General features: G+C 72.2%; 16 protein-coding genes and 1 tRNA gene. 9 read left to right on the top strand and 8 right to left on the bottom strand.

From position 1 onward, the window contains the following. Window positions 1-83: 83 nt before the first annotated feature. The gene (locus tag BMY19_RS03670) at window positions 84-302 is read right to left on the bottom strand and encodes a hypothetical protein (RefSeq protein WP_091924294.1); all 219 of its coding nucleotides are present in this window, start codon (window positions 300-302) and stop codon (window positions 84-86) included. Beyond that, a complete protein-coding gene (locus tag BMY19_RS03665; RefSeq protein WP_100250886.1) occupies window positions 299-556 on the bottom strand; it encodes a hypothetical protein in 258 nt (85 codons plus the stop codon). Before BMY19_RS03665 ends, BMY19_RS03670 begins: the two co-directional genes overlap by 4 nt. 98 nt (window positions 557-654) lie before the next feature. On the opposite strand from BMY19_RS03665, the gene queA reads away from it, so the two are divergent. Beyond that, window positions 655-1,719: a tRNA preQ1(34) S-adenosylmethionine ribosyltransferase-isomerase QueA gene (queA, locus tag BMY19_RS03660; RefSeq protein WP_100250885.1), complete on the top strand. Its 1,065-nt coding sequence runs from the start codon at window positions 655-657 to the stop codon at window positions 1,717-1,719. After that, a complete protein-coding gene (gene tgt / locus BMY19_RS03655; RefSeq protein WP_100250884.1) occupies window positions 1,716-2,852 on the top strand; it encodes a tRNA guanosine(34) transglycosylase Tgt in 1,137 nt (378 codons plus the stop codon). The genes queA and tgt overlap by 4 nt, the downstream gene beginning before the upstream one ends. 7 nt (window positions 2,853-2,859) lie before the next feature. Here the strand turns inward: tgt and BMY19_RS03650 are convergent, their stop codons facing one another. Then, window positions 2,860-3,903, bottom strand: a complete 1,044-nt coding sequence (locus tag BMY19_RS03650) for a hypothetical protein (RefSeq protein ID WP_100250883.1) — start codon at window positions 3,901-3,903, stop codon at window positions 2,860-2,862. A gap of 211 nt (window positions 3,904-4,114) precedes the next feature. On the opposite strand from BMY19_RS03650, the gene BMY19_RS03645 reads away from it, so the two are divergent. The 3 genes from BMY19_RS03645 to BMY19_RS03635 all read left to right on the top strand — a co-directional run bounded on the left by BMY19_RS03645 (window position 4,115) and on the right by BMY19_RS03635 (window position 6,343). Beyond that, window positions 4,115-4,867 (top strand): class I SAM-dependent methyltransferase, encoded by a 753-nt coding sequence (locus BMY19_RS03645; RefSeq protein WP_100250882.1) that lies wholly within the window; start codon window positions 4,115-4,117, stop codon window positions 4,865-4,867. 148 nt (window positions 4,868-5,015) lie between these two features. Further along, window positions 5,016-5,726: a restriction endonuclease gene (locus tag BMY19_RS03640; RefSeq protein WP_100250881.1), complete on the top strand. Its 711-nt coding sequence runs from the start codon at window positions 5,016-5,018 to the stop codon at window positions 5,724-5,726. 290 nt (window positions 5,727-6,016) lie between these two features. Then, a complete protein-coding gene (locus tag BMY19_RS03635; RefSeq protein WP_100250880.1) occupies window positions 6,017-6,343 on the top strand; it encodes a hypothetical protein in 327 nt (108 codons plus the stop codon). A gap of 166 nt (window positions 6,344-6,509) precedes the next feature. Here the strand turns inward: BMY19_RS03635 and BMY19_RS03630 are convergent. Together BMY19_RS03630 and BMY19_RS03625 are read right to left on the bottom strand one after the other, a co-directional pair. Then, window positions 6,510-6,586: transfer RNA gene (locus BMY19_RS03630), tRNA-Pro, on the bottom strand. 85 nt (window positions 6,587-6,671) lie between these two features. Next, on the bottom strand, window positions 6,672-7,388 hold the full coding sequence (locus BMY19_RS03625; protein ID WP_100250879.1) for a 4'-phosphopantetheinyl transferase family protein: 717 nt from the start codon (window positions 7,386-7,388) through the stop codon (window positions 6,672-6,674). Window positions 7,389-7,518: 130 nt separating this feature from the next. Here BMY19_RS03625 and BMY19_RS03620 point away from each other — a divergent pair, with 130 nt between their 5' ends. The 3 genes from BMY19_RS03620 to BMY19_RS03610 all read left to right on the top strand — a co-directional run bounded on the left by BMY19_RS03620 (window position 7,519) and on the right by BMY19_RS03610 (window position 12,250). Then, on the top strand, window positions 7,519-8,811 hold the full coding sequence (locus BMY19_RS03620) for an MFS transporter (protein WP_100250878.1): 1,293 nt from the start codon (window positions 7,519-7,521) through the stop codon (window positions 8,809-8,811). Window positions 8,812-8,875: 64 nt separating this feature from the next. Then, on the top strand, window positions 8,876-11,308 hold the full coding sequence (ligA, locus tag BMY19_RS03615) for an NAD-dependent DNA ligase LigA (RefSeq protein WP_100250877.1): 2,433 nt from the start codon (window positions 8,876-8,878) through the stop codon (window positions 11,306-11,308). Between the two features lie 72 nt (window positions 11,309-11,380). Further along, window positions 11,381-12,250, top strand: coding sequence for a 3'-5' exonuclease (locus BMY19_RS03610; RefSeq protein ID WP_100250876.1), 870 nt, complete (start codon window positions 11,381-11,383; stop codon window positions 12,248-12,250). Between the two features lie 6 nt (window positions 12,251-12,256). Here the strand turns inward: BMY19_RS03610 and BMY19_RS03605 are convergent, their stop codons facing one another. Together BMY19_RS03605 and BMY19_RS03600 are read right to left on the bottom strand one after the other, a co-directional pair. Continuing rightward, a complete protein-coding gene (locus tag BMY19_RS03605; RefSeq protein ID WP_100250875.1) occupies window positions 12,257-13,315 on the bottom strand; it encodes a GntG family PLP-dependent aldolase in 1,059 nt (352 codons plus the stop codon). Window positions 13,316-13,330: 15 nt separating this feature from the next. Then, entirely contained in the window at window positions 13,331-14,215 is an 885-nt protein-coding gene (locus BMY19_RS03600) for an amino acid ABC transporter substrate-binding protein (RefSeq protein ID WP_244534824.1), read from the bottom strand. Between the two features lie 185 nt (window positions 14,216-14,400). Here BMY19_RS03600 and BMY19_RS03595 point away from each other — a divergent pair, with 185 nt between their 5' ends. Next, window positions 14,401-15,363 (top strand): LysR substrate-binding domain-containing protein, encoded by a 963-nt coding sequence (locus tag BMY19_RS03595; RefSeq protein WP_244534823.1) that lies wholly within the window; start codon window positions 14,401-14,403, stop codon window positions 15,361-15,363. On the opposite strand, the gene BMY19_RS03590 is transcribed toward BMY19_RS03595, so the two are convergent. Continuing rightward, complete coding sequence (locus tag BMY19_RS03590) at window positions 15,333-17,534, bottom strand: 3-hydroxyacyl-CoA dehydrogenase NAD-binding domain-containing protein (RefSeq protein ID WP_100250872.1); 2,202 nt, start codon at window positions 17,532-17,534, stop codon at window positions 15,333-15,335. The two genes, BMY19_RS03595 and BMY19_RS03590, sit on opposite strands and share 31 nt — an antisense overlap. Window positions 17,535-17,626 lie beyond the last annotated feature (92 nt).

The raw sequence follows: 17,626 nt of genomic DNA, 5'->3' as shown, positions 1-17,626 counted from the left end.
GGGTGACGCCGCGCCCATACGGCACCGGCCGCGGCCAAGGCCACGGCAAAGGTTCGACGCCGCCGAAAACGTGTTAGCCGCGGCTAAGTCTCCGACGCGCCGCCGTTGTCGCGGGCGGCCTCGCGCCGCCGGCTCGGCTCCGCCTTGGCGCGCGCGGCCTCCGCCTTGCGCAGGTAGCGACGGCGCTGCCAGGCGAAGCGCGCTCCGGCGGCGAGGGTCTCCAGCCGGGCGGCCTCGCGCTCCCAGTACCCGAGGAGCTGCCCGTCGAGGGTGACCCGCCGGGGGCGACCGCGGGGCGTCACGCGTCGCTCCCCCGCGGCGCCGGCGGCTCGCCCGTCTCGGCCACGACCAGGGCGTCCGGATCGCCGCGGAAGCTGCCGGCGCCGGTATTCGGCACCGGGATTCCGGGGCTGCCGAAGGGCTGGCTCGGGTAGGCCGATTCGAACTTCGCGCGGGCGGTGTCGGGATCCTCGGCCTTCATCACGATCTCGGACGTGCCGGGGAGCGGCCAGCGGGGATCGGCGGCGTCACGGGGGCGAACGGCGTACCAGGGCATGGATCGGGAGCCTCGCGTCTCGGTGACGCTTGAAACGGACGCGCTCCCCGGCGGTTCCGCGGTTGAAACCGCGTGCCGTTCGGTGCAGGCAGCCGGCGATGCGCGTGGACCTCTTCGATTTCGATCTGCCGGAGACCAGCATCGCCCTGCGTCCGGCCGAGCCGCGCGACGCCGGGCGGATGCTCGTGGTCCGCCCCGGCGCGCCGCTGGCCGACCGGACCGTGCGCGACCTGCCCAACGCCCTCCGGGCCGGCGACGCCCTGGTCTTCAACGACACGCGGGTGATCCCGGCCCGGCTGAACGGCGTGCGCACACGGCCCGGCGCCCCCGGCCAGCGCACCGAGGTGATGCTCCACCTGCGGGAAGCCCCCGACCGCTGGCGCGCCTTCGCGCGTCCGGCCAAGCGGCTCGCGGCGGGCAACGCGCTGCGCTTCGGCGATCTGGCGGCGACCGTTCTCGAGAAGGCCGAGGCCGGGGAGATCGTCCTCGCCTTCGACCGGGCCGGACCAGACCTCGACGCGGCCATCGCCGCGGAGGGTGCCCTGCCGCTGCCCCCCTACATCGCGGGGAAGCGCGCCACGGATGACCGCGACGCCACCGATTACCAGACGGTCTACGCCCGCAATCCGGGGGCGGTCGCGGCTCCCACGGCCGGCCTGCACTTCTCCGACGCGCTGCTGGCCGATCTCGACGCCGCCGGTCTGCGGCGCCACCACGTCACACTGCATGTCGGCGCCGGGACCTTCCTGCCGGTCAAGGCCGAAGATACCGAGGCCCACCGCATGCACGCGGAGATCGGCATCCTCGACGCCGCCACGGCCGAGGCCCTGAACGCCGCGCGGGCCGCGGGCGGCCGGATCGTCGCGGTCGGGACCACGGCGCTGCGGCTGCTGGAGAGCGCGGCCCGACCGGACGGCACGCTCGCGCCCTTCTCGGGACCCACCGAGATCTTCATCACGCCGGGCTACCGGTTCCGCGCGGTCGACGCCCTCGTGACCAATTTCCACCTGCCGCGCTCGACGCTGTTCATGCTGGTCTCGGCGTTCTCAGGTCTCGCGACGATGCGCGCGGCCTACGCGCACGCGATAGCCGCCGGGTACCGGTTCTACTCCTACGGCGACGCCAGCCTGCTCTTCCCGGGCCCGGGCGCGGACACCCCATGACCGACAGCGCACACTTCCGCTTCGACCTGCTGGCCCGGGACGGCACCGCCCGCACCGGCGTGATCGGGACGCCGCGCGGCGAGATCCGGACCCCGGCCTTCATGCCGGTGGGCACGGCCGCGACCGTCAAGGCCATGTACCCCGGCCAGGTCCGCGATCTCGGCGCAGACGTGGTCCTGGGCAACACCTACCACCTGATGCTGCGGCCCGGCCCCGAGCGCATGGCCCGGCTCGGCGGCCTTCACCGCTTCATGAACTGGGACCGGCCGATCCTGACCGATTCCGGCGGCTTCCAGGTGATGTCGCTCTCCGCCCTGCGGAAGATCGACGAGCAGGGCGTGACCTTCCGCTCGCACATCGACGGCACCGCGCATCACATGAGCCCGGAGCGCTCCATCGAGATCCAGGGTCTGCTCGGCTCCGACATCCAGATGCAGCTCGACGAGTGCGTCCGCCTGCCGGCGGACCACGGGGCCATCGAGAAGGCCATGCACCTGTCGCTGCGCTGGGCCGAGCGCTGCCGCGTCGCGTTCGGCGAGCAGCCGGGACGGGCCCTGTTCGGCATCGTCCAGGGCGGCGACGTGCCGGCCCTGCGCGTCGAGAGTGCCCGCGCGCTGACGGATCTCGATCTCAAGGGCTACGCGGTGGGCGGCCTCGCCGTCGGCGAGCCGCAGGCGGTCATGTTCGCCATGATCGAGACGGTCGAGCCGCACCTGCCCGCCGGCAAGCCCCGCTACCTGATGGGCGTCGGCACGCCGGACGACATCCTCGGCGCGGTCGCCCGCGGCATCGACATGTTCGACTGCGTGATGCCGACCCGCGCCGGCCGGCACGGCCTCGCCTACACGCGCCACGGACGGGTCAACCTGCGCAACGCCCGCCACGCCGAGGACACCGCGCCGCTCGACGAGACCTCGACCTGTCCGGCCGCGCGGGACTATTCCCGTGCCTACCTGCATCACCTCGTGCGCTCGAACGAGATCCTCGGGATGATGCTGCTGACCTGGAACAACCTCGCCTACTACCAGGACCTGATGGCCGGCGCGCGCGCGGCGATCCGGGACGGCCGCTACGCGGAGTACTGCGCCGAGACCCGCGCCGGCTGGGAGAGCGCCGAGCGCGCCGCCGCCTGACCGGGCGTCACGGGTGCGCGAGCACCCGGTAGATTCCATCCGGATCGTCGCGGCCGGTGGCGACGGCGCGCGCGAGATCCGAGACGACGCGCGCCGCCACGGGCAGGCGGTAATGCAACGCGTCCCAATAATTCGCGTCCCGGGTCGTCAGCGGCGAGATCCGGCGAAAATCCACCACGACCGCGCCCCGGCTCTTCCCGATCGCCGCGGCGCGCGCCTTGCAGGCTTCCTCGCGACGGCCCGCCGCCGTTCCCGGTGAACCCTGCGCCCCCGCATGCACCGGCATGAAGGCCACGATCTTCAGGGCCTCAGCGGGCACGCGACCGAGGAGATCGTCCAGGCGGTCGAGGACCGGCATCGGCAGCTCGGGGGCGTCCGCCGCTGCCGAGTCCACGCGGCCTGCGCGGATATGGGCCTGGGCGCGTGCGAGGTCGTAGCGCGCCTCGGGCGGCGTGAAGACCGCGTAGCCGTCTCCGCGAATCCGCGCCCGCGTCAGCCCGAGATCGGCGAGTCCGGCCCGGACGGCCGTCGTGACCGAGCGCAGGCTGACCTGACGGAGGACATCGCCGGGCACGCGGTCCGCGTAGAGCCAGTCGGGAAAGGCATGGGCGGTCCGGGCCGGCGGATCGGCGGCGCACCACGGGGCATCGAGGCCGAACAGGACCGCGCGGATCGGCCGGCGGCCTAGGAACAGCGCGGCGAGCCGACCCTGCTCGTCGGGCGTCGCGGCATTCACCGCCAGATTGGCGAACCGGACACCGAAGGCCGCGTCGAGAGCCTGCGGGTCGAGCAGTCGCGCCGTCGAGGTGCCGAAGACCGCCGCGTCGAACGGCCCCCCGCGGGCGATCTGCGGATAGGAGAGCCGCTGATTGGCATCCATGATCGGTCCCGGCGGATGCCCGGGCGCGGCCCGCAGTCCGTAGGGATCGACCGCGGCCACGAAGCCGATCAGCGCCAAGCCCATGAGGGTGGCGCAGACGAGGAAGCTGCGCGCGAAGCCGACCCATCCAGCGGGTCGCCGGCCGGCTCGATGGTGAGAGGACGGATCCATCGGGCGGCTACATACGCCGTTCGACGGGCCACGTCGCGGGCATCGCGTGCCCGGCCGCACCGTGGAGGCGGCGGTCGCGCCGACCTGACCCATCCCGCCGGTCGACCGTTCGATACGGGCGAAACGACAAAGCGCGTGAACCGATCGGCCGCCGCCCGTATAGACGGACGAAGGCGTTGCCCGGCACGAGTGGGCGGCGTGGGGAGTCGGCATGACGTTCACGGCACACAACATCCGCCTCGCGGACGGGTCCGAGACCTTGCCCGAGGCGGGCTGGCTGATCGCCGACAGCCCCTGGACCCAGGCGGCCCTGCGCTCGCTCCGGCTGTTCTACGGGCACAGGCTGGCCGGCCGGTCGATCGTCGATCTGGGCTGCCTCGAGGGCGGCTACACGCTCGAATTCGCCCGCGCCGGGATGCGCGCCACCGGTGTCGAGGTGCGCCGATCCAACTTCGAGAACTGCCTGCGGGTCAAGGATGGGGCCGGCGTCCCCGACCTCGCCTTCGTCAACGACGACGTGTGGAACCTAGAGGCCCACGGCCCCTTCGATGCCGCCTTCTGCTGCGGACTGCTCTACCATCTCGACAGGCCGGCCGCCTTCATCCGCCTCATGGCCGAATGCGTGCGCGACGTGATCATCCTGCACACGCATTTTGCGACCGACACGAACGAGGCCCTGTTTCAGCTCTCGCCGCCCGCCGAGAACGAAGGTCTGCCGGGTCGCTGGATGCACGAGCACGATCTCGACGACACGAGCCAGCTCGAGGCGCACAAATGGACCTCGTGGAGCAACAAGCGCTCTTTCTGGCCCACCAAGCCGGCCCTGATTCAGCTTCTGAAGGAGTGCGGCTTCGACATGGTCTACGAGCAGTACGACATGCTGGGACGCGACATCCGTGGCTCGATGGAGAGCGGCTACTACCACCAGCAGGGCCGGAGCATGTTCGTGGCTATGCGGACCTGAGCGGCTGCGGGGCGGACATAAATTTAGAATTCACCATCTCCAAAGACTTGCGCTGATCGGTTCAGTACGCATGTGACCGGCAATGTCCGCTTAATCCCTGCGGCGGATAAATGGCGACATCGGCCTTATTTCGCAAAGTCCCGCCGCCATGTTCGCGACGAGCCTCGCCCTGTGGGTGATAGCCATCCTGCTTCTGCTCTCTTGGTTGCATCTGCAGGAGCGGGTCACCGAGCGGTGTCGCCGCGCGATCCGACCGCAGATCGAGCGCCTGATCATCGAGAACCGGTGGATGGAGCAACACGCGCGCGGAGCGGCCGCGTTCGAGGCGCTCTGGGACCGGGAACTCGTCAGGCTGCACCGCGCCCATCTCTCGCGCCCGCTCCGCGCCGTCGTCCGGTTCCGCGGCTTCAGGCGTCTGGTCAGCGCGGAATTCGCGTCGATCCTGCCGGCCGAGGTCGCGTCCTGGACCTTCGTCGACCGCGTGAGCGCCTCGCAGGCGCATTACGAGGCGCTGATGCTGCGGTGCCTGAAGGCGGCCGGCTGGCGCCTGGATTACCAGGATCAGGACCACTTCGTGCTCCTCCGGGCCCGAACGCGCGTCGTCGTTTGCCTGCATTGGGCGGACCGAGACGTCGCGTGTCTCCCGATCTCGGACGTCGCGGCGGCGGCGGAGCGCGCCGGGTCGACCACGGCGTGCGTGATGACCAATGGCCGGTTCAGCGGCGCGGCGCGCGCCATGGCGGAGGAGCAGAACGTCCTGGCGCTGCACTGCTCGCAGATCGACCTGCTGCTGCCCCGGGACAAGTCGACGGTCGCGCCCCGTACGGCCCGCGGAACCGCTTTCAAACTCGCCGCCTGACCGCGCACGGACCCCGCGTCGTGCGATGAGGGCCCATGAGAACGACGACATCCCGCACGGCCGCGCGCCGGGTCCATTCCTCGACGCGCCTTCCTCTGTCCCGCCGATGAACTGACCGGCGCGCACGCTTTCGTCAGGGACAGGCGCGATGCTCCTCTACGCATCGAGCGCCCCGGGCCTCGCCCGCCGGTCCGCCGTTTTGGGCATCGTCTTCCGCGATCGGACTAACGCTCGCTTCACCATCCCGGCCGGACGCTGAGGCCGAATCGTGGTCCGAGCCGTTGAGGCGCATGGATCAGTCCGCAGCCCTCAGAACGGACCACCCCGCGACCGAACAGGACGCCCTCGCCGAGTTGCCGGCGGGCGATTTCGTCAGGCGATGGCGGCAGATCACCGGCGAGCCGCCGGCCATTCTCCTGAGCTCACGGTCCGAGATGATCGCGCTGCTCGTGGAGAGCGTGCCCATGGCGCCCCTGATCCCGCAGGGCGAGAGCCCCGGCACGGCGGGGTCCGGGGAGACTCCGTCCCAGGATCGCGGCTCGGACGGGCCAGACGGGGCGGCCTCAGGATCCTCCACGCGCAGTGATCAGCGGGGCGCGAGCCAGGGACCGGCCTGATGCGGAGCCGGGATGGCGCGACGTCTTCGGTCCGGTCGAGGCGGCCGCATTCGCGAGAGTCTGGGAATATGCTGATGCCGACCAGCGAGGCCACACGTCATCCGTCCGCGAGGTCCCTTGCGAAGGGTGACCGTTCGTCTCGCTGAACTTGAGATCGCGGGAATTTTGGTCGGAGTGGCAGGATTTGAACCTGCGACCCCCACGTCCCGAACGTGGTGCGCTACCAGACTGCGCTACACTCCGAAGGCCGTCCCGCGTGTCCGCCAGGGCCGGCGAGCGGGTGTATAGCCGCGCCTTTCCCGCACCGCAAGCGCGCTGTTGCGCCTTTTCAGCCCAGATGATCGGGCCAGTCGTCCGGGAGACGGTGGCAGGTGATCTCCGCCTCCGCGGATCGGGTCGCCACCGTGGCGACGTGATCGCGCCCGCAATCGACCTCGGCCAGGCTCCACGGACCGTCCAGGTTCCAGGACGCGTCGCCGACGGCCCGGAGAAGGCGCGGCGCTTCGGGCGGAACGCTGACGCTGAACCGGTCGAGGGGCAGCGACAGGCCGCTGCCCAAAGCCTTCACCACCGCCTCCTTGCGGGTCCACAGTCCGAAGAAGCGCCGTTCGACCGAGCTTCGCGGGGCCCCGGCCAGGGCCGTCACCTCGTCGGCGGCGAAATGGGCCGCCGCGATCCGGAGCGCGTCCGCGATCGGCCGCACGGCCTCGACATCGACGCCGATCGCCGCGCCGCGGGTGAGCCCGATCAGCGCGCGTTCACCGGAATGGGAGAGGTTGAAGTCGGCGGCGCCCCGTGCCGGGCCCGCGAGCTCCGGCCTGCCGCCGGCTCCGGCGGCGAACTCGACGTCGGCCGGCGCGAGACCGAGCGCGTCGCCGAGGACCAGCCGCAGCGCGGCGTGGCTGGCGCGGAACCGCGCCCGATCCGCCGGGCGCAGGAAACGGTCAGCCCGCGCGCGCTCCGCGGCGTCGAGGACGGCTTCGCACCGGTCGACCTGGCTCGGAGACAGGACGAGGTCGACGATCCAGACCTGCACCGCGCTCACGCGACACCTCGCGAGGCGGGAGCTGGGGCGCTAGCGTCGGGAGAGCGAAACGGCACGGGCGACGATCCGATGGGGCAGGAATGAGCAGCATCGGATCGCGGCCCGTCTCCTGCAAGAAGCGCCGCGCGCGGTGACGCGGTCCAGCGCGGATCTCCGCGTCGGCCTCGCGAGTCGGCCGAGCCTCGGCGTGCGGCCCGTCCGCTACGGGGTGTTCTTCGCCACCTACCTCTACCAGGGCCTCGTCGCGGGTTTCTCGCTGACGGCGCTCGCCAACCACCTCGCGGCCAGGGGCGTCCCGGCAACCGAGGTCGGGCTGCACTTCGCCCTGACCGGCCTGCCCTGGACGCTGCAGCCGCTGCTGTGGGGGCCCTGGGTGGACCGGGCCGGGGACACGCGGATGGGACGGCGCCGGCCCTTCGCGGTCGCCGCGCTGGTCGGATGCCACGCGACGCTGGCGCTGCTCCTCATCGCCGGGGGCGACGCCGTCGGCGCGCTCGGTCCGGTCTTCCTCGTCCACAGCCTGTTCGCCTCGCTCCTCGATACCGCCTGCGACCGGATGATCATGGACCACGTCCCCACCCGGGAACTCGGCCGGGTCAGCGCCTGCACCCGCGCGGGCTTCGTGGCCGGAACGAGCCTCAGCGCCGCCGTGTTCGGATGGACGCTCGCGAACTGGGGTTTCGCCGCGAGCGCCCGCTGGCTGCTCGTCGCCGCGATCGTCGCGAGCCTGCCGATGCTGCTGGTCCGCGAGGCGCCGGCCGATCCGCTCTGGTCGCTCGAGCGCCGGGGACCGGCGCCGCGGCGCCTCCCGTTCCGCCGCTTCCTGCGCCGCACCGTGATCGCCCTGCGCCGCCCGCGCGCCCTGCGGCTGCTCGCCCTGTGCTTCGGCCTCGACGCGGCCCTCGGCCTGTTCGAGCTGCCCTTCTCGATCGACCTCCTCCAGCGTCAGGGCTGGGAGGCCGCGAGCCTGTCGCGTCTCCAGGCTTTCCTGACCCTGGTGAGCGGCACGGCCGGTGCGGTCGCGGTGGGACTCTGGTCGGACCGCGCGGGCGCGGCGTCGCCGCTTCGCGCCCTGCTGCTGGGCAGTGCCGTCACCTTCGTGCTGGCCGGGATCCTGATCGGCGCCGGCCTCGTCGGGGCCGCGGCGCCGGCGATCCTGGCGCTCACCAGCGTGCTGCCCGGCCTGCTGATCGTCGCTCTGATGCCGGCCCTGCTCGCGGCGAGCCGGGGCCGCCCGGGCGCGGCCACGCAGTTCGAGGTCTACATGGCGGCCATGAACCTCGGCTCGGTCGCCGGGACGGCGGTCGCGGGCTGGCTGGCCCCGGTCCTGCCGCTGCAAGCAATCGCCGCCCTCGTCGCCGCGACGTTCTTCGCGGCCTTCCGGATGGCGGGGCGCGGCGATCTGCTCGGTGCCCGCCGGTGAGGGAATCGGGGATCGCGCGCCGCGGCCGGCTCCCCGCCGGCCGCCGATGCGTTAGAACCCCGGCATGGCCGCCACGAAATCCGAACCGCTCGATCTCGACCTCAGCGCCGAGGAAGCGCGCGCCGAGTACGCGCGGCTGTCGGACGCGCTCCTGGAGGCCGACCGCCTCTACTACCAGGAGGACGCGCCCGAGATATCGGACGCCGAGTACGACCGGCTGCGCCGCCGCCTGGAGGACATCGAGGCCCGATTCCCCGATCTCGCCGGCACGGGCGCCGCCAGCACGTCGGTCGGCGCCAAGCCCTCGGAGAAGTTCGCCAAGGTGCGGCACGCCGTGCCGATGCTCTCGCTGGGCAACGCCTTCGACGACGCGGAGGTGGCCGAGTTCGTCGCGCGCGTGCGCCGCTTCCTCGGCTGGCCGGACGACGCCCCCCTCGCCTTCACGGCAGAGCCGAAGATCGACGGCCTGTCCCTGTCCCTGCGCTACGTGAACGGCCGGCTCGACACCGCCGCCACCCGCGGCGACGGCGAGGTGGGCGAGAACGTCACGGCCAATGCCCGCACGGTGCAGGACATCCCGGCAATGCTCGCGGGGTCCGGCTGGCCGGAGATCTGCGAAGTGCGCGGGGAGGTCTACCTGTCCCACGCCGACTTCGCCGCCATCAACGCCCGGCAGGAGGCGGCCGGCAAGCCGCTCTTCGCCAACCCGCGCAACGCCGCCGCCGGCAGCCTGCGCCAGCTCGATCCCGCGATCACCGCGTCCCGGCCGCTGCGATTCTTCGCCTATGCCTGGGGCGAGCTGTCGGCGCCGATCGCCGAGACGCAGACCGGCGTGCTGGAGCACTTCGCGGCCTGGGGCCTGCCGGTGAACCCGCGGACCCAGACCTTCACCGACACGGAGGCGATGCTCGCCCATTACCGCGGCATCGAGGCCGACCGGGCCGGGCTCGGCTACGACATCGACGGCGTCGTCTACAAGGTCGACGACCTCGCGCTCCAGAAGCGGCTGGGATTCGTCTCGCGCTCGCCCCGCTGGGCGCTCGCCCACAAATTCGCCGCCCAGGAAGCCACCACGGTCGTCGAGGACATCGTCATCAATGTCGGCCGCACCGGCTCGCTGAACCCGCTCGCCAAGCTCCGTCCCGTGACGGTCGGCGGCGTCGTCGTGTCGAACGCCACCCTGCACAACGAGGGCTACGTGAAGGGCGTCGGCGCCGACGGCGAGCCGATCCGCGACGGCCGCGACATCCGCGTCGGCGACACGGTCACGGTGGTCCGGGCCGGCGACGTCATCCCGAAGGTCATGGATGTCGACCTGACGAAGCGCCCGGCCGACTCGCGGCCCTACGCCTTCCCGGAGACCTGCCCGGCCTGCGGCAGCCGCGCCGTCCGCGCCGTCAACCCCCGCACCGGCCGGCCCGACGCGGTGCGCCGCTGCACCGGCGGGCTGATCTGCCCGGCGCAGGGCGTCGAGCGGATGAAGCACTTCGTGTCGCGCAACGGTTTCGACCTCGAGGGCTTCGGCGAGACCTATATCGAGGTCCTGTTCGAGGCCGGGCTCGTGCGCCAGCCCGCCGACCTGTTTCGCCTCGACTTCGCGGAACTGAAGGCCGCCATCGTGGCGCGGCGCGAGGCGCTGTCGGCCGAGCGGCGCGCGGACTCTGGGACGGGCGAGCCGCCGAAGAAGGCCGCCAAGAAGAAGGGCGACGAGGACGACAAGGCGATCCGGAACCTGCTCGCCGCCGTCGAGGCGCGGCGCGCCGTGCCGATGAACCGCCTGCTCTTCGCCCTCGGCATCCCGCAGATCGGCGAGGCGACCGCCAAGGCGCTGGCGAAGCGCTTCGCCGACATGCCGACGCTGATCGCGGCGATCCGCGAGGCCGCGGCGGCGCAGCCCGGTCCCAACTGGGTCGAGCTCACCGCAGTGCCGCGCGTCGGGGGCACGACCCGGGACCGGCTCCTCGATCTCGGATTCCCGGAGGACGACGCGGCTCCGGCCAAGGAGCGGGCGCGCCTGAGCGCCGTGCAGCGCGAGAACCTCCTCGCCCATTACGGCGACGTCGACGCGGTGCGCGCGGCGATCGCGCGAGCTGCGGCGCAGCGTCCCGGCGATGCCTACCGGGTCTTCGCCGACGACGGCGAGATCGGCCCGGTGGCGACCGACGCGCTGCTCCTGTTCTTCTCCGAGCCGCACAATGCCGACGCCGTCGCGGCCCTGCTCGACGCGGTCGCGGTGCAGCCGATGGAGCGGGCCGCCGCGGCCTCAGCGTTCGCGGGAAAGACCGTGGTCTTCACCGGCACCCTGGAGAAGATGACCCGCAACGAGGCCAAGGCGGTGGCCGAGCGCCTGGGCGCGAAGGTCTCGGGCTCGGTCTCGGCCAAGACCGACCTGGTCGTGGCCGGCCCCGGTGCGGGCTCGAAACTGAAGGACGCGCAGAAGCACGGCGTCCGGGTCGTCTCGGAGGACGACTGGCTGGCGATGGTGGCGCAGGGTTGAAGCCCGAGTCCGGGCGGCCTAGACCTCTCGGGGAACACCCCGAGAACTTCCACCCGGCATGGTTGAGCCTCGATGACGGTCCTGGCCCTCGACTTCGAGACGGCCAACGAGCGGCGTGACAGCGCCTGCGCGGTGGGTCTGGCCTGGATCGCCGACGGCCGCGTCGTGCGCCGCGAGAGCCACCTGATCCGGCCGCCCGAGATGCGGTTCGCACCGGGCAACATCCGCGTCCACGGGATCCTGCCGGCCGACGTCGCCGACAAGCCCGACTTCGCCGCCGTCATGGCGCCCTATCTCGGCGATCTCGGGCGGGGGCTGATCCTGGCGCACAACGCGAGCTTCGATATCGGCGTCCTGCGCGCCGGGCTGACGCGGGCCGGCCTGCCGGTCCCCGATCTCGCCTATCTCTGCACGGTCCAGGTGGCACGCCGGGTCTTCCCGGCGCCGGAGGGCTGCGGGCTCGGCAAGGTCGCGCGGCGCCTCGGCATCCGCTTCGAGCACCACGACGCCGGCGAGGACGCCTTCGCCTGCGCGGAGATCGCGCTCGCCGCGATGCGCGAGCGGGCGGTCGCGGACGTGCACGCCCTCGCGGCCGCGCTCGGCCTCCCGGTCGCGCGGGCGGTCGGCGGTCCCGCCGTGCCGCGCCGCGTGCCGGGTGCGATCAGCGCCCGGGCCGTGGCAAGCTTCCCCGACGCGCCGGCGGCCCTGCGGTTCGCCATGCGCGGCTCAACCGGCAACCGCTACCACGTCAGCCTGGAGGAACGGCCGGGGGGCCCGGAGCTGCGCTGCACCTGCACGGCCGGCCGCTACGGCATGCGCTGCCGCCACGTGAAGGCGCTGGAGGTCGGCGACATCACCGACCTGCTCTCGGACAATGCCGGCGACGTCGAGCTCCTCGCCCGCATGCTCGGCGCGAAGACCCGGGTCGCGGGCGCGGCCTGACCGGGCTCAGGCCGCGTCGAGGCAGGCGCGGAAGGCCGAGACGGCGCGGTCGATGTCGGCCGCCGCGATGTGCCGGTGCGTGACGAGCCGCAGCCGCCGCGCGCCGAGCGGGCGCGTGCGGATGCCGGCCGCGTCGAGATCGGCGACCCAGCGTGCGCTGTCCCGCCCGGTCCGAGAGAGGTCGACCTGCACGATGTTGGTCTGCGGCAGGTTCGCCGCGAGGCGCGGCAGGGCGTTCAGCCCGGCGCTCAGCTGCCGGGCCCGGTCGTGGTCCTCGACGAGGCGCGCGCCCATGACGGTGATCGCCTCGAGGCCGGCGGCCGCCACGATCCCGACCTGCCGCTGCGTCCCGCCGATCATCTTCCGCAGGCGCCGTGCCGCCGCGATCACCGGTCCGTCGCCGGCGAGCACGGCGCCGACCGGGGCGCTGAGGCCCTTCGAGAGGCACAGAGACACAGTGTCGACATGGGCCGCGAGGTCCGCCGGCGCGACCCCGAGATGGGTGGCGGCATTGAACAGGCGGGCCCCGTCGAGATGGACCGTGATGCCGCGCGCGCGGGCGATCTGTGCCACCGCGGCCATGTGGTCCGGCGGCAGCACGGTGCCGCCGGCGGCGTTGTGCGAGGTCTCCAGCGCGATCATGGCCGTCGACAGCGGGCTCGCGCTCGGCCGGAGGGCGTCCTCGAGCCGGTCGAGGTCCATGGCGCCGTCGGTCCCGGCGATCCCGTCCAGGAACGCCCCGGTCAGGGTGGCGGCCCCGCGCTCGGTGTGGAGCATGTGGGCCTGGGCCTCGAGCAGGACCTGCTCGCTGCGCTGAACCTGGGCCAGGAGCGCCAGCAGGTTGCCCATCGTGCAGCTCGGCACGAACAGGGCCGCCGCCTTGCCGAGCATCGCGGCGGCGGTCTCCTCCAGCGCGCGGGCGGTCGGGTCGGCATCGAGCCCGTCGTCGCCCAGCGGCGCCGACCGCATCCGGGCGTACATCGCCTCGGTCGGCCGGGTGACCGTGTCGCTCCGCAGGTCGACCGCGGACGGCGCGTCCGTGGCTTCGCCGTGATCGTCTCGCATGTCGGTCTCGCCGCCCTACCGGTAGGCCGCCTCGTCGCCGGAATCGGTCGGGTTGGCGAGGGCTCGCTTGAGCACGTCGCTCATCGGCAATTCCAAGTTGATACCCTTCGGCGGGATCGGCTGCTCGAAATACTTGCCGTAGAGCCGCGCCACGGTCCCGTCCTGGATCAGCTCGACCACCGCCTTGTCGACGGCCGCCTTGAAGGCCGCGTCGTCCTTCGGCTCCAGGATCCCGTAGGGCGCGAATTCCAGGCCCTTGGTGCCGATCTTGTAATCCGCCGGCCGCTTGGCGCCCGCCACCGTGGCGTGGGCCAGGGCGTCGTCGTTGATGGCGCCCGCCGCGCGGCCGGTCTCCACGAGCAGGAACACCTCGGCGGTGTCCTTGGCCGGCATCACCTGGATGTCGAGCTTGTCGCGGACGTTGATCCGGGTGGCGACGCGCTGGGTCTCGCCGCCGGCCTGCGCCGAGATGGCCTTGCCGCGGAACGAGGCGATGTCGTCGACATCCACCGGCGTGTCCTTCTTGGCCACCAGCACCACCTGCGCCACGAAGGTGGTCGGCGCGAACGAGACCAGCTTGTGCCGCTCGGGCAGGTTGCTGGCGGTGCCGCATTCCAGGTCGATCGTGCCGTTGTTGATCAGCGGGATCCGGGTCGCCGACATCACCGGCACGTGGCGCAGCTCGAGCTTGGGCAGGCCGAGCGCGGCCTTGAGCTTCTGCGCGACGTGTTCGCATATCTCCAGCGAATAGCCGACCGGCTTGGCGTTCTGGTCGAGGAAGCCGAAGGGCGGCGAGGCGTCCGGGAAGCCGAGGCTGATCTGTCCGGTCGCGCGGATCTTGTCGAGGCGCCCCTCGGCGACCGACGGCGCGGCGAGGCCGGCCCAGCACAGAGTGGCCAACAGAAGCGGCAGCGTCCTCGACACGATCCGAACCCCCTCGCTATGTCTGAACCGGCGCAGCGCCCGGCCGCCCCGACGGGGAGTCGGCCCGAAGCTTTACCGACCGATCCTAGGAGCGGCCGCGCGCGGGCGTCCAATGCCGATTCACCTGCCGAGCATACGGATCTGATATGGCCGAGCGGCGCATGACCTTCCGGCACATCGAGGCCTTCCGGGCCGTGGTGGCCACCGGGTCCATGACCGAGGCGAGCCGCCGGCTCCACACCTCGCAGCCGCAGGTCAGCCGGCTGATCGCGCAGCTGGAGGCGATCACCGGCCTGCCCCTGTTCGACCGGAGCGGGAGCCGGGTCGTCCCCTCCCTCGACGGGACGCGGTTCCACGCGGAGGTCGAGCGCGCCTTCGTGGGCCTCACGAGCCTGGACTCGGCGGCCGCGCGCATCCGCGCCTTCGGGGCGGAGCGGCTGCGGGTGGCGGCGATGCCGCGACTGGCGGGCGGGCTCCTCGCGCGCGCGGTCGTCCGCTTCCGGGCCGCGCATCCAGACGTGATCGTGGCGATCCATTCCGGCGACGACGAGACCGTGAACCACTGGCTCGCCACCGGCTCCTGCGACGCCGCGCTGACGATGCTGTACGGCGACGCCCCGGAGGCGCGCGCCGAGCATGTCGAGACGCGCGCCTGCGTCGCCGTCCTGCCGCGGGACCACGCCCTCGCCGCGCGGGAATCGCTCGCGCCCGCGGATTTTCAGGGCGTGCCCTTCGTCGCCGCGTCGCACGGGAGCGCCCTGCGCGACCGGACCGAGGCCGTCTTCGAGGCGGCCGGCATCGGCCTGACCATCACCGCCGAGGCCGGCCTCGGCGCCTCGATCTGCACCCTCGTCTCGGCCGGGCTTGGGGTCAGCGTGATGAACCCCCTGGCCGCCCACGAGGAGGCGAAGGTCTCGCCGATCGCGATCCGGCCCTTCGCCCCCGCCCTCCCGGTGCATTTCGCGCTGCTCTTCCCCCCGGACCACGCCCGGGGGCGGCTGATGCGGGCCTTCGGTGCCTGCGCGCGCACGGTCCTGCTGGAGGAGCTCGCCCAGCTGCCGGACGCCGCGAGCGGGCGTCCGGCCGACGTCGCTCAGGCGGCGCGCTTCTCGGCGCCGGCGTAGAAGGTGCCCCCGCGCTCGGCCATGGCGGCCAGGTTGTCGGGCACGTGGAAGCGGGGCCCGTGCTTGGCCTCGAGCGTCCGCGCGAGGTCGACGAAGGCCGCCGCGCCCATGAAGTCGATGTACGACAGGGCCCCCCCGGTGAACGGCGCGAAGCCGAAGCCGAGGATCGAGCCGACATCGGCCTCGCGCGGATCGGTGACCACGCCCTCGCCGACCGTGCGGGCGGCCTCCAGCGCCTGGACCACCAGGAGCCGCTGCTTCAGCTCGGTGAAATCGACGACTTCGGGATCGAGGCGGTTCGGCTGCAGGTCCTTCAGGCCGGGCCAGAGACGCTTCGGCGCGCCCTCGGGATAGTCGTAGAAGCCCTTGCGGTTCTTGCGGCCGAGCCGGCCCTGATTCTCGACCATCTCGGCGAGGATCGCCTTCTGCGCCGGGTCGACGGCGCCCTGCCCGACCTGCGCCTCGGTGGCCTTGGCGATCTTGAGCACGAGGTCGAGGGCGACCTCGTCGTTGAGCGACAGCGGCCCGACCGGCATGCCCGCCTGGCGGCCGGCGCTCTCGATCATCGCCGGCGGCACGCCCTCGAAGAGCATCTTGTGGCCTTCGAGGATGTAGGCGCCGACGCAGCGGTTGGCGAAGAAGCCGCGGGCGTCGTTGACGACGATCGGGGTCTTCTTGATCAGCCGCACGTAGTCGAGGGCGGTGGCGAGCGCCGCGTCCCCGGTCGCCTCGCCCTTGATGATCTCGACGAGCATCATCTTCTCCACGGGCGAGAAGAAGTGGATGCCGACGAACTGCGCGGGCCGCTGCGACGCCTTGGCCAGACCGGTGATCGGCAGGGTCGAGGTGTTGGACGCGAAGATCGCGTCGGGGCGGATCACCGCCTCGACCTTCTGGATCACCTCGGCCTTCACCCGCGGATCCTCGAAGACGGCCTCGATCACGAGGTCGCACTCCGCGAGGGCGCCGTAATCCGCCGTGGCCTGGATCCGGCCGAGCAGCGCGTCGCGGTCGGCGGTCTTGGCCCGGCCCTTGTTGATCTGACCGGTGATGAGCGTGTGGGCGTAGGCCTTGCCCTTCTCGGCCGCCTCGACCGACTGGTCGACCAGCACCACCTCGATCCCGGCCTGGGCGGTGACGTAGGCCACGCCCGCGCCCATGAAGCCGGCGCCGATCACGCCGACCTTGCGCAGGTTCGTGGCCGGCACGTCCTTCGGGCGGCGCGCACCCTTGTTCAGCTCGCCCATGGAGATGAACAGCGTGCGGATCATCGCCGCCGCCTCGGTCGAGCGCAGGATATGCGCGAAGTACCGGCTCTCGACCCGCAGGGCGAGGTCCATCGGCAGCTGCAGGCCCTCGTACACGGAGGCCAGGATCGCCTTGGCGGCCGGGTAATTGTCGTGCGTCTCGCGGCGGTAGATGGCGTTGGCCGGCGGCCAGATCATCATGCCGGCCGGCGAGTAGACCTTGCCGGACGGCGCTTTGAACTTCGGCACATCCCAGGGCGCCACAGCCGAGCCGCCCTCGCGGATCCAGGCCTTGGCGCGCTCCACGATCTCGGCCTGCGGCGCCACCGCGTGGATCAGCCCCATGCCCTTGGCCATGGGCGCGCGGATCTGCTCGCCCTTGAACAGCATCTGCAGGGCGTCGCCGGTCTGCATCAGGCGGGCGACCCGCTGCGTGCCGCCGCCGCCCGGGAACAGGCCGACCTTGATCTCCGGCAGGCCGACCCGGGTCTTCCCGTCGTCGGAGGCGACGCGGTGATGGCACGACAGCGCCAGCTCGAAGGCGCCGCCCAGGCACAGGCCCTGGATCGCCGCCGCGAAGGGCTTGCCGCAGGTCTCCAGCCGCCGGAACAGCAGCGACAGGCGTCGGGAGGCCTCGAAGAAGTGGCGCATCGCCACTTCCTCGCCCTGCTCGGCCTTCAGCTGCTCGTAGGCCCGGCCCAGGCCCTGGAGCATGGTGAGATCGGCGCCGCCGGAGAAATTGTCCTTCCCGGTGGCGATGACGCAGCCCTTGATCGCCGGGTCGGACGCGACCTGCTCGATGATCTGCTCGAGCTGGTCCATCACACCTTCGGTGATCACGTTCATCGAGCGGCCGGGCATGTCCCAGATCGCCAGAGCGACGCCGTCGGGATCGGTCTCGAAGCGGAAATCGGTCAGCGTCACGGTGCCGTCCTCCCTGGGTTCCGCCGACGATCCGCCGGCGCACTTGCGTTAAGGTTGTGTTGAGCGCGTCCGGCCATTGTCTGCCGGCCGGG

Origin of the sequence: Methylobacterium sp. UNC300MFChir4.1 (genome assembly GCF_900110155.1) — a bacterium.
In the GTDB taxonomy this organism is placed as follows: Bacteria; Pseudomonadota; Alphaproteobacteria; order Rhizobiales; family Beijerinckiaceae; genus Methylobacterium.
The sequence above is the reverse complement of the archived record's forward strand: the minus strand, read 5'-3'. Positions and strand labels throughout refer to the sequence as shown.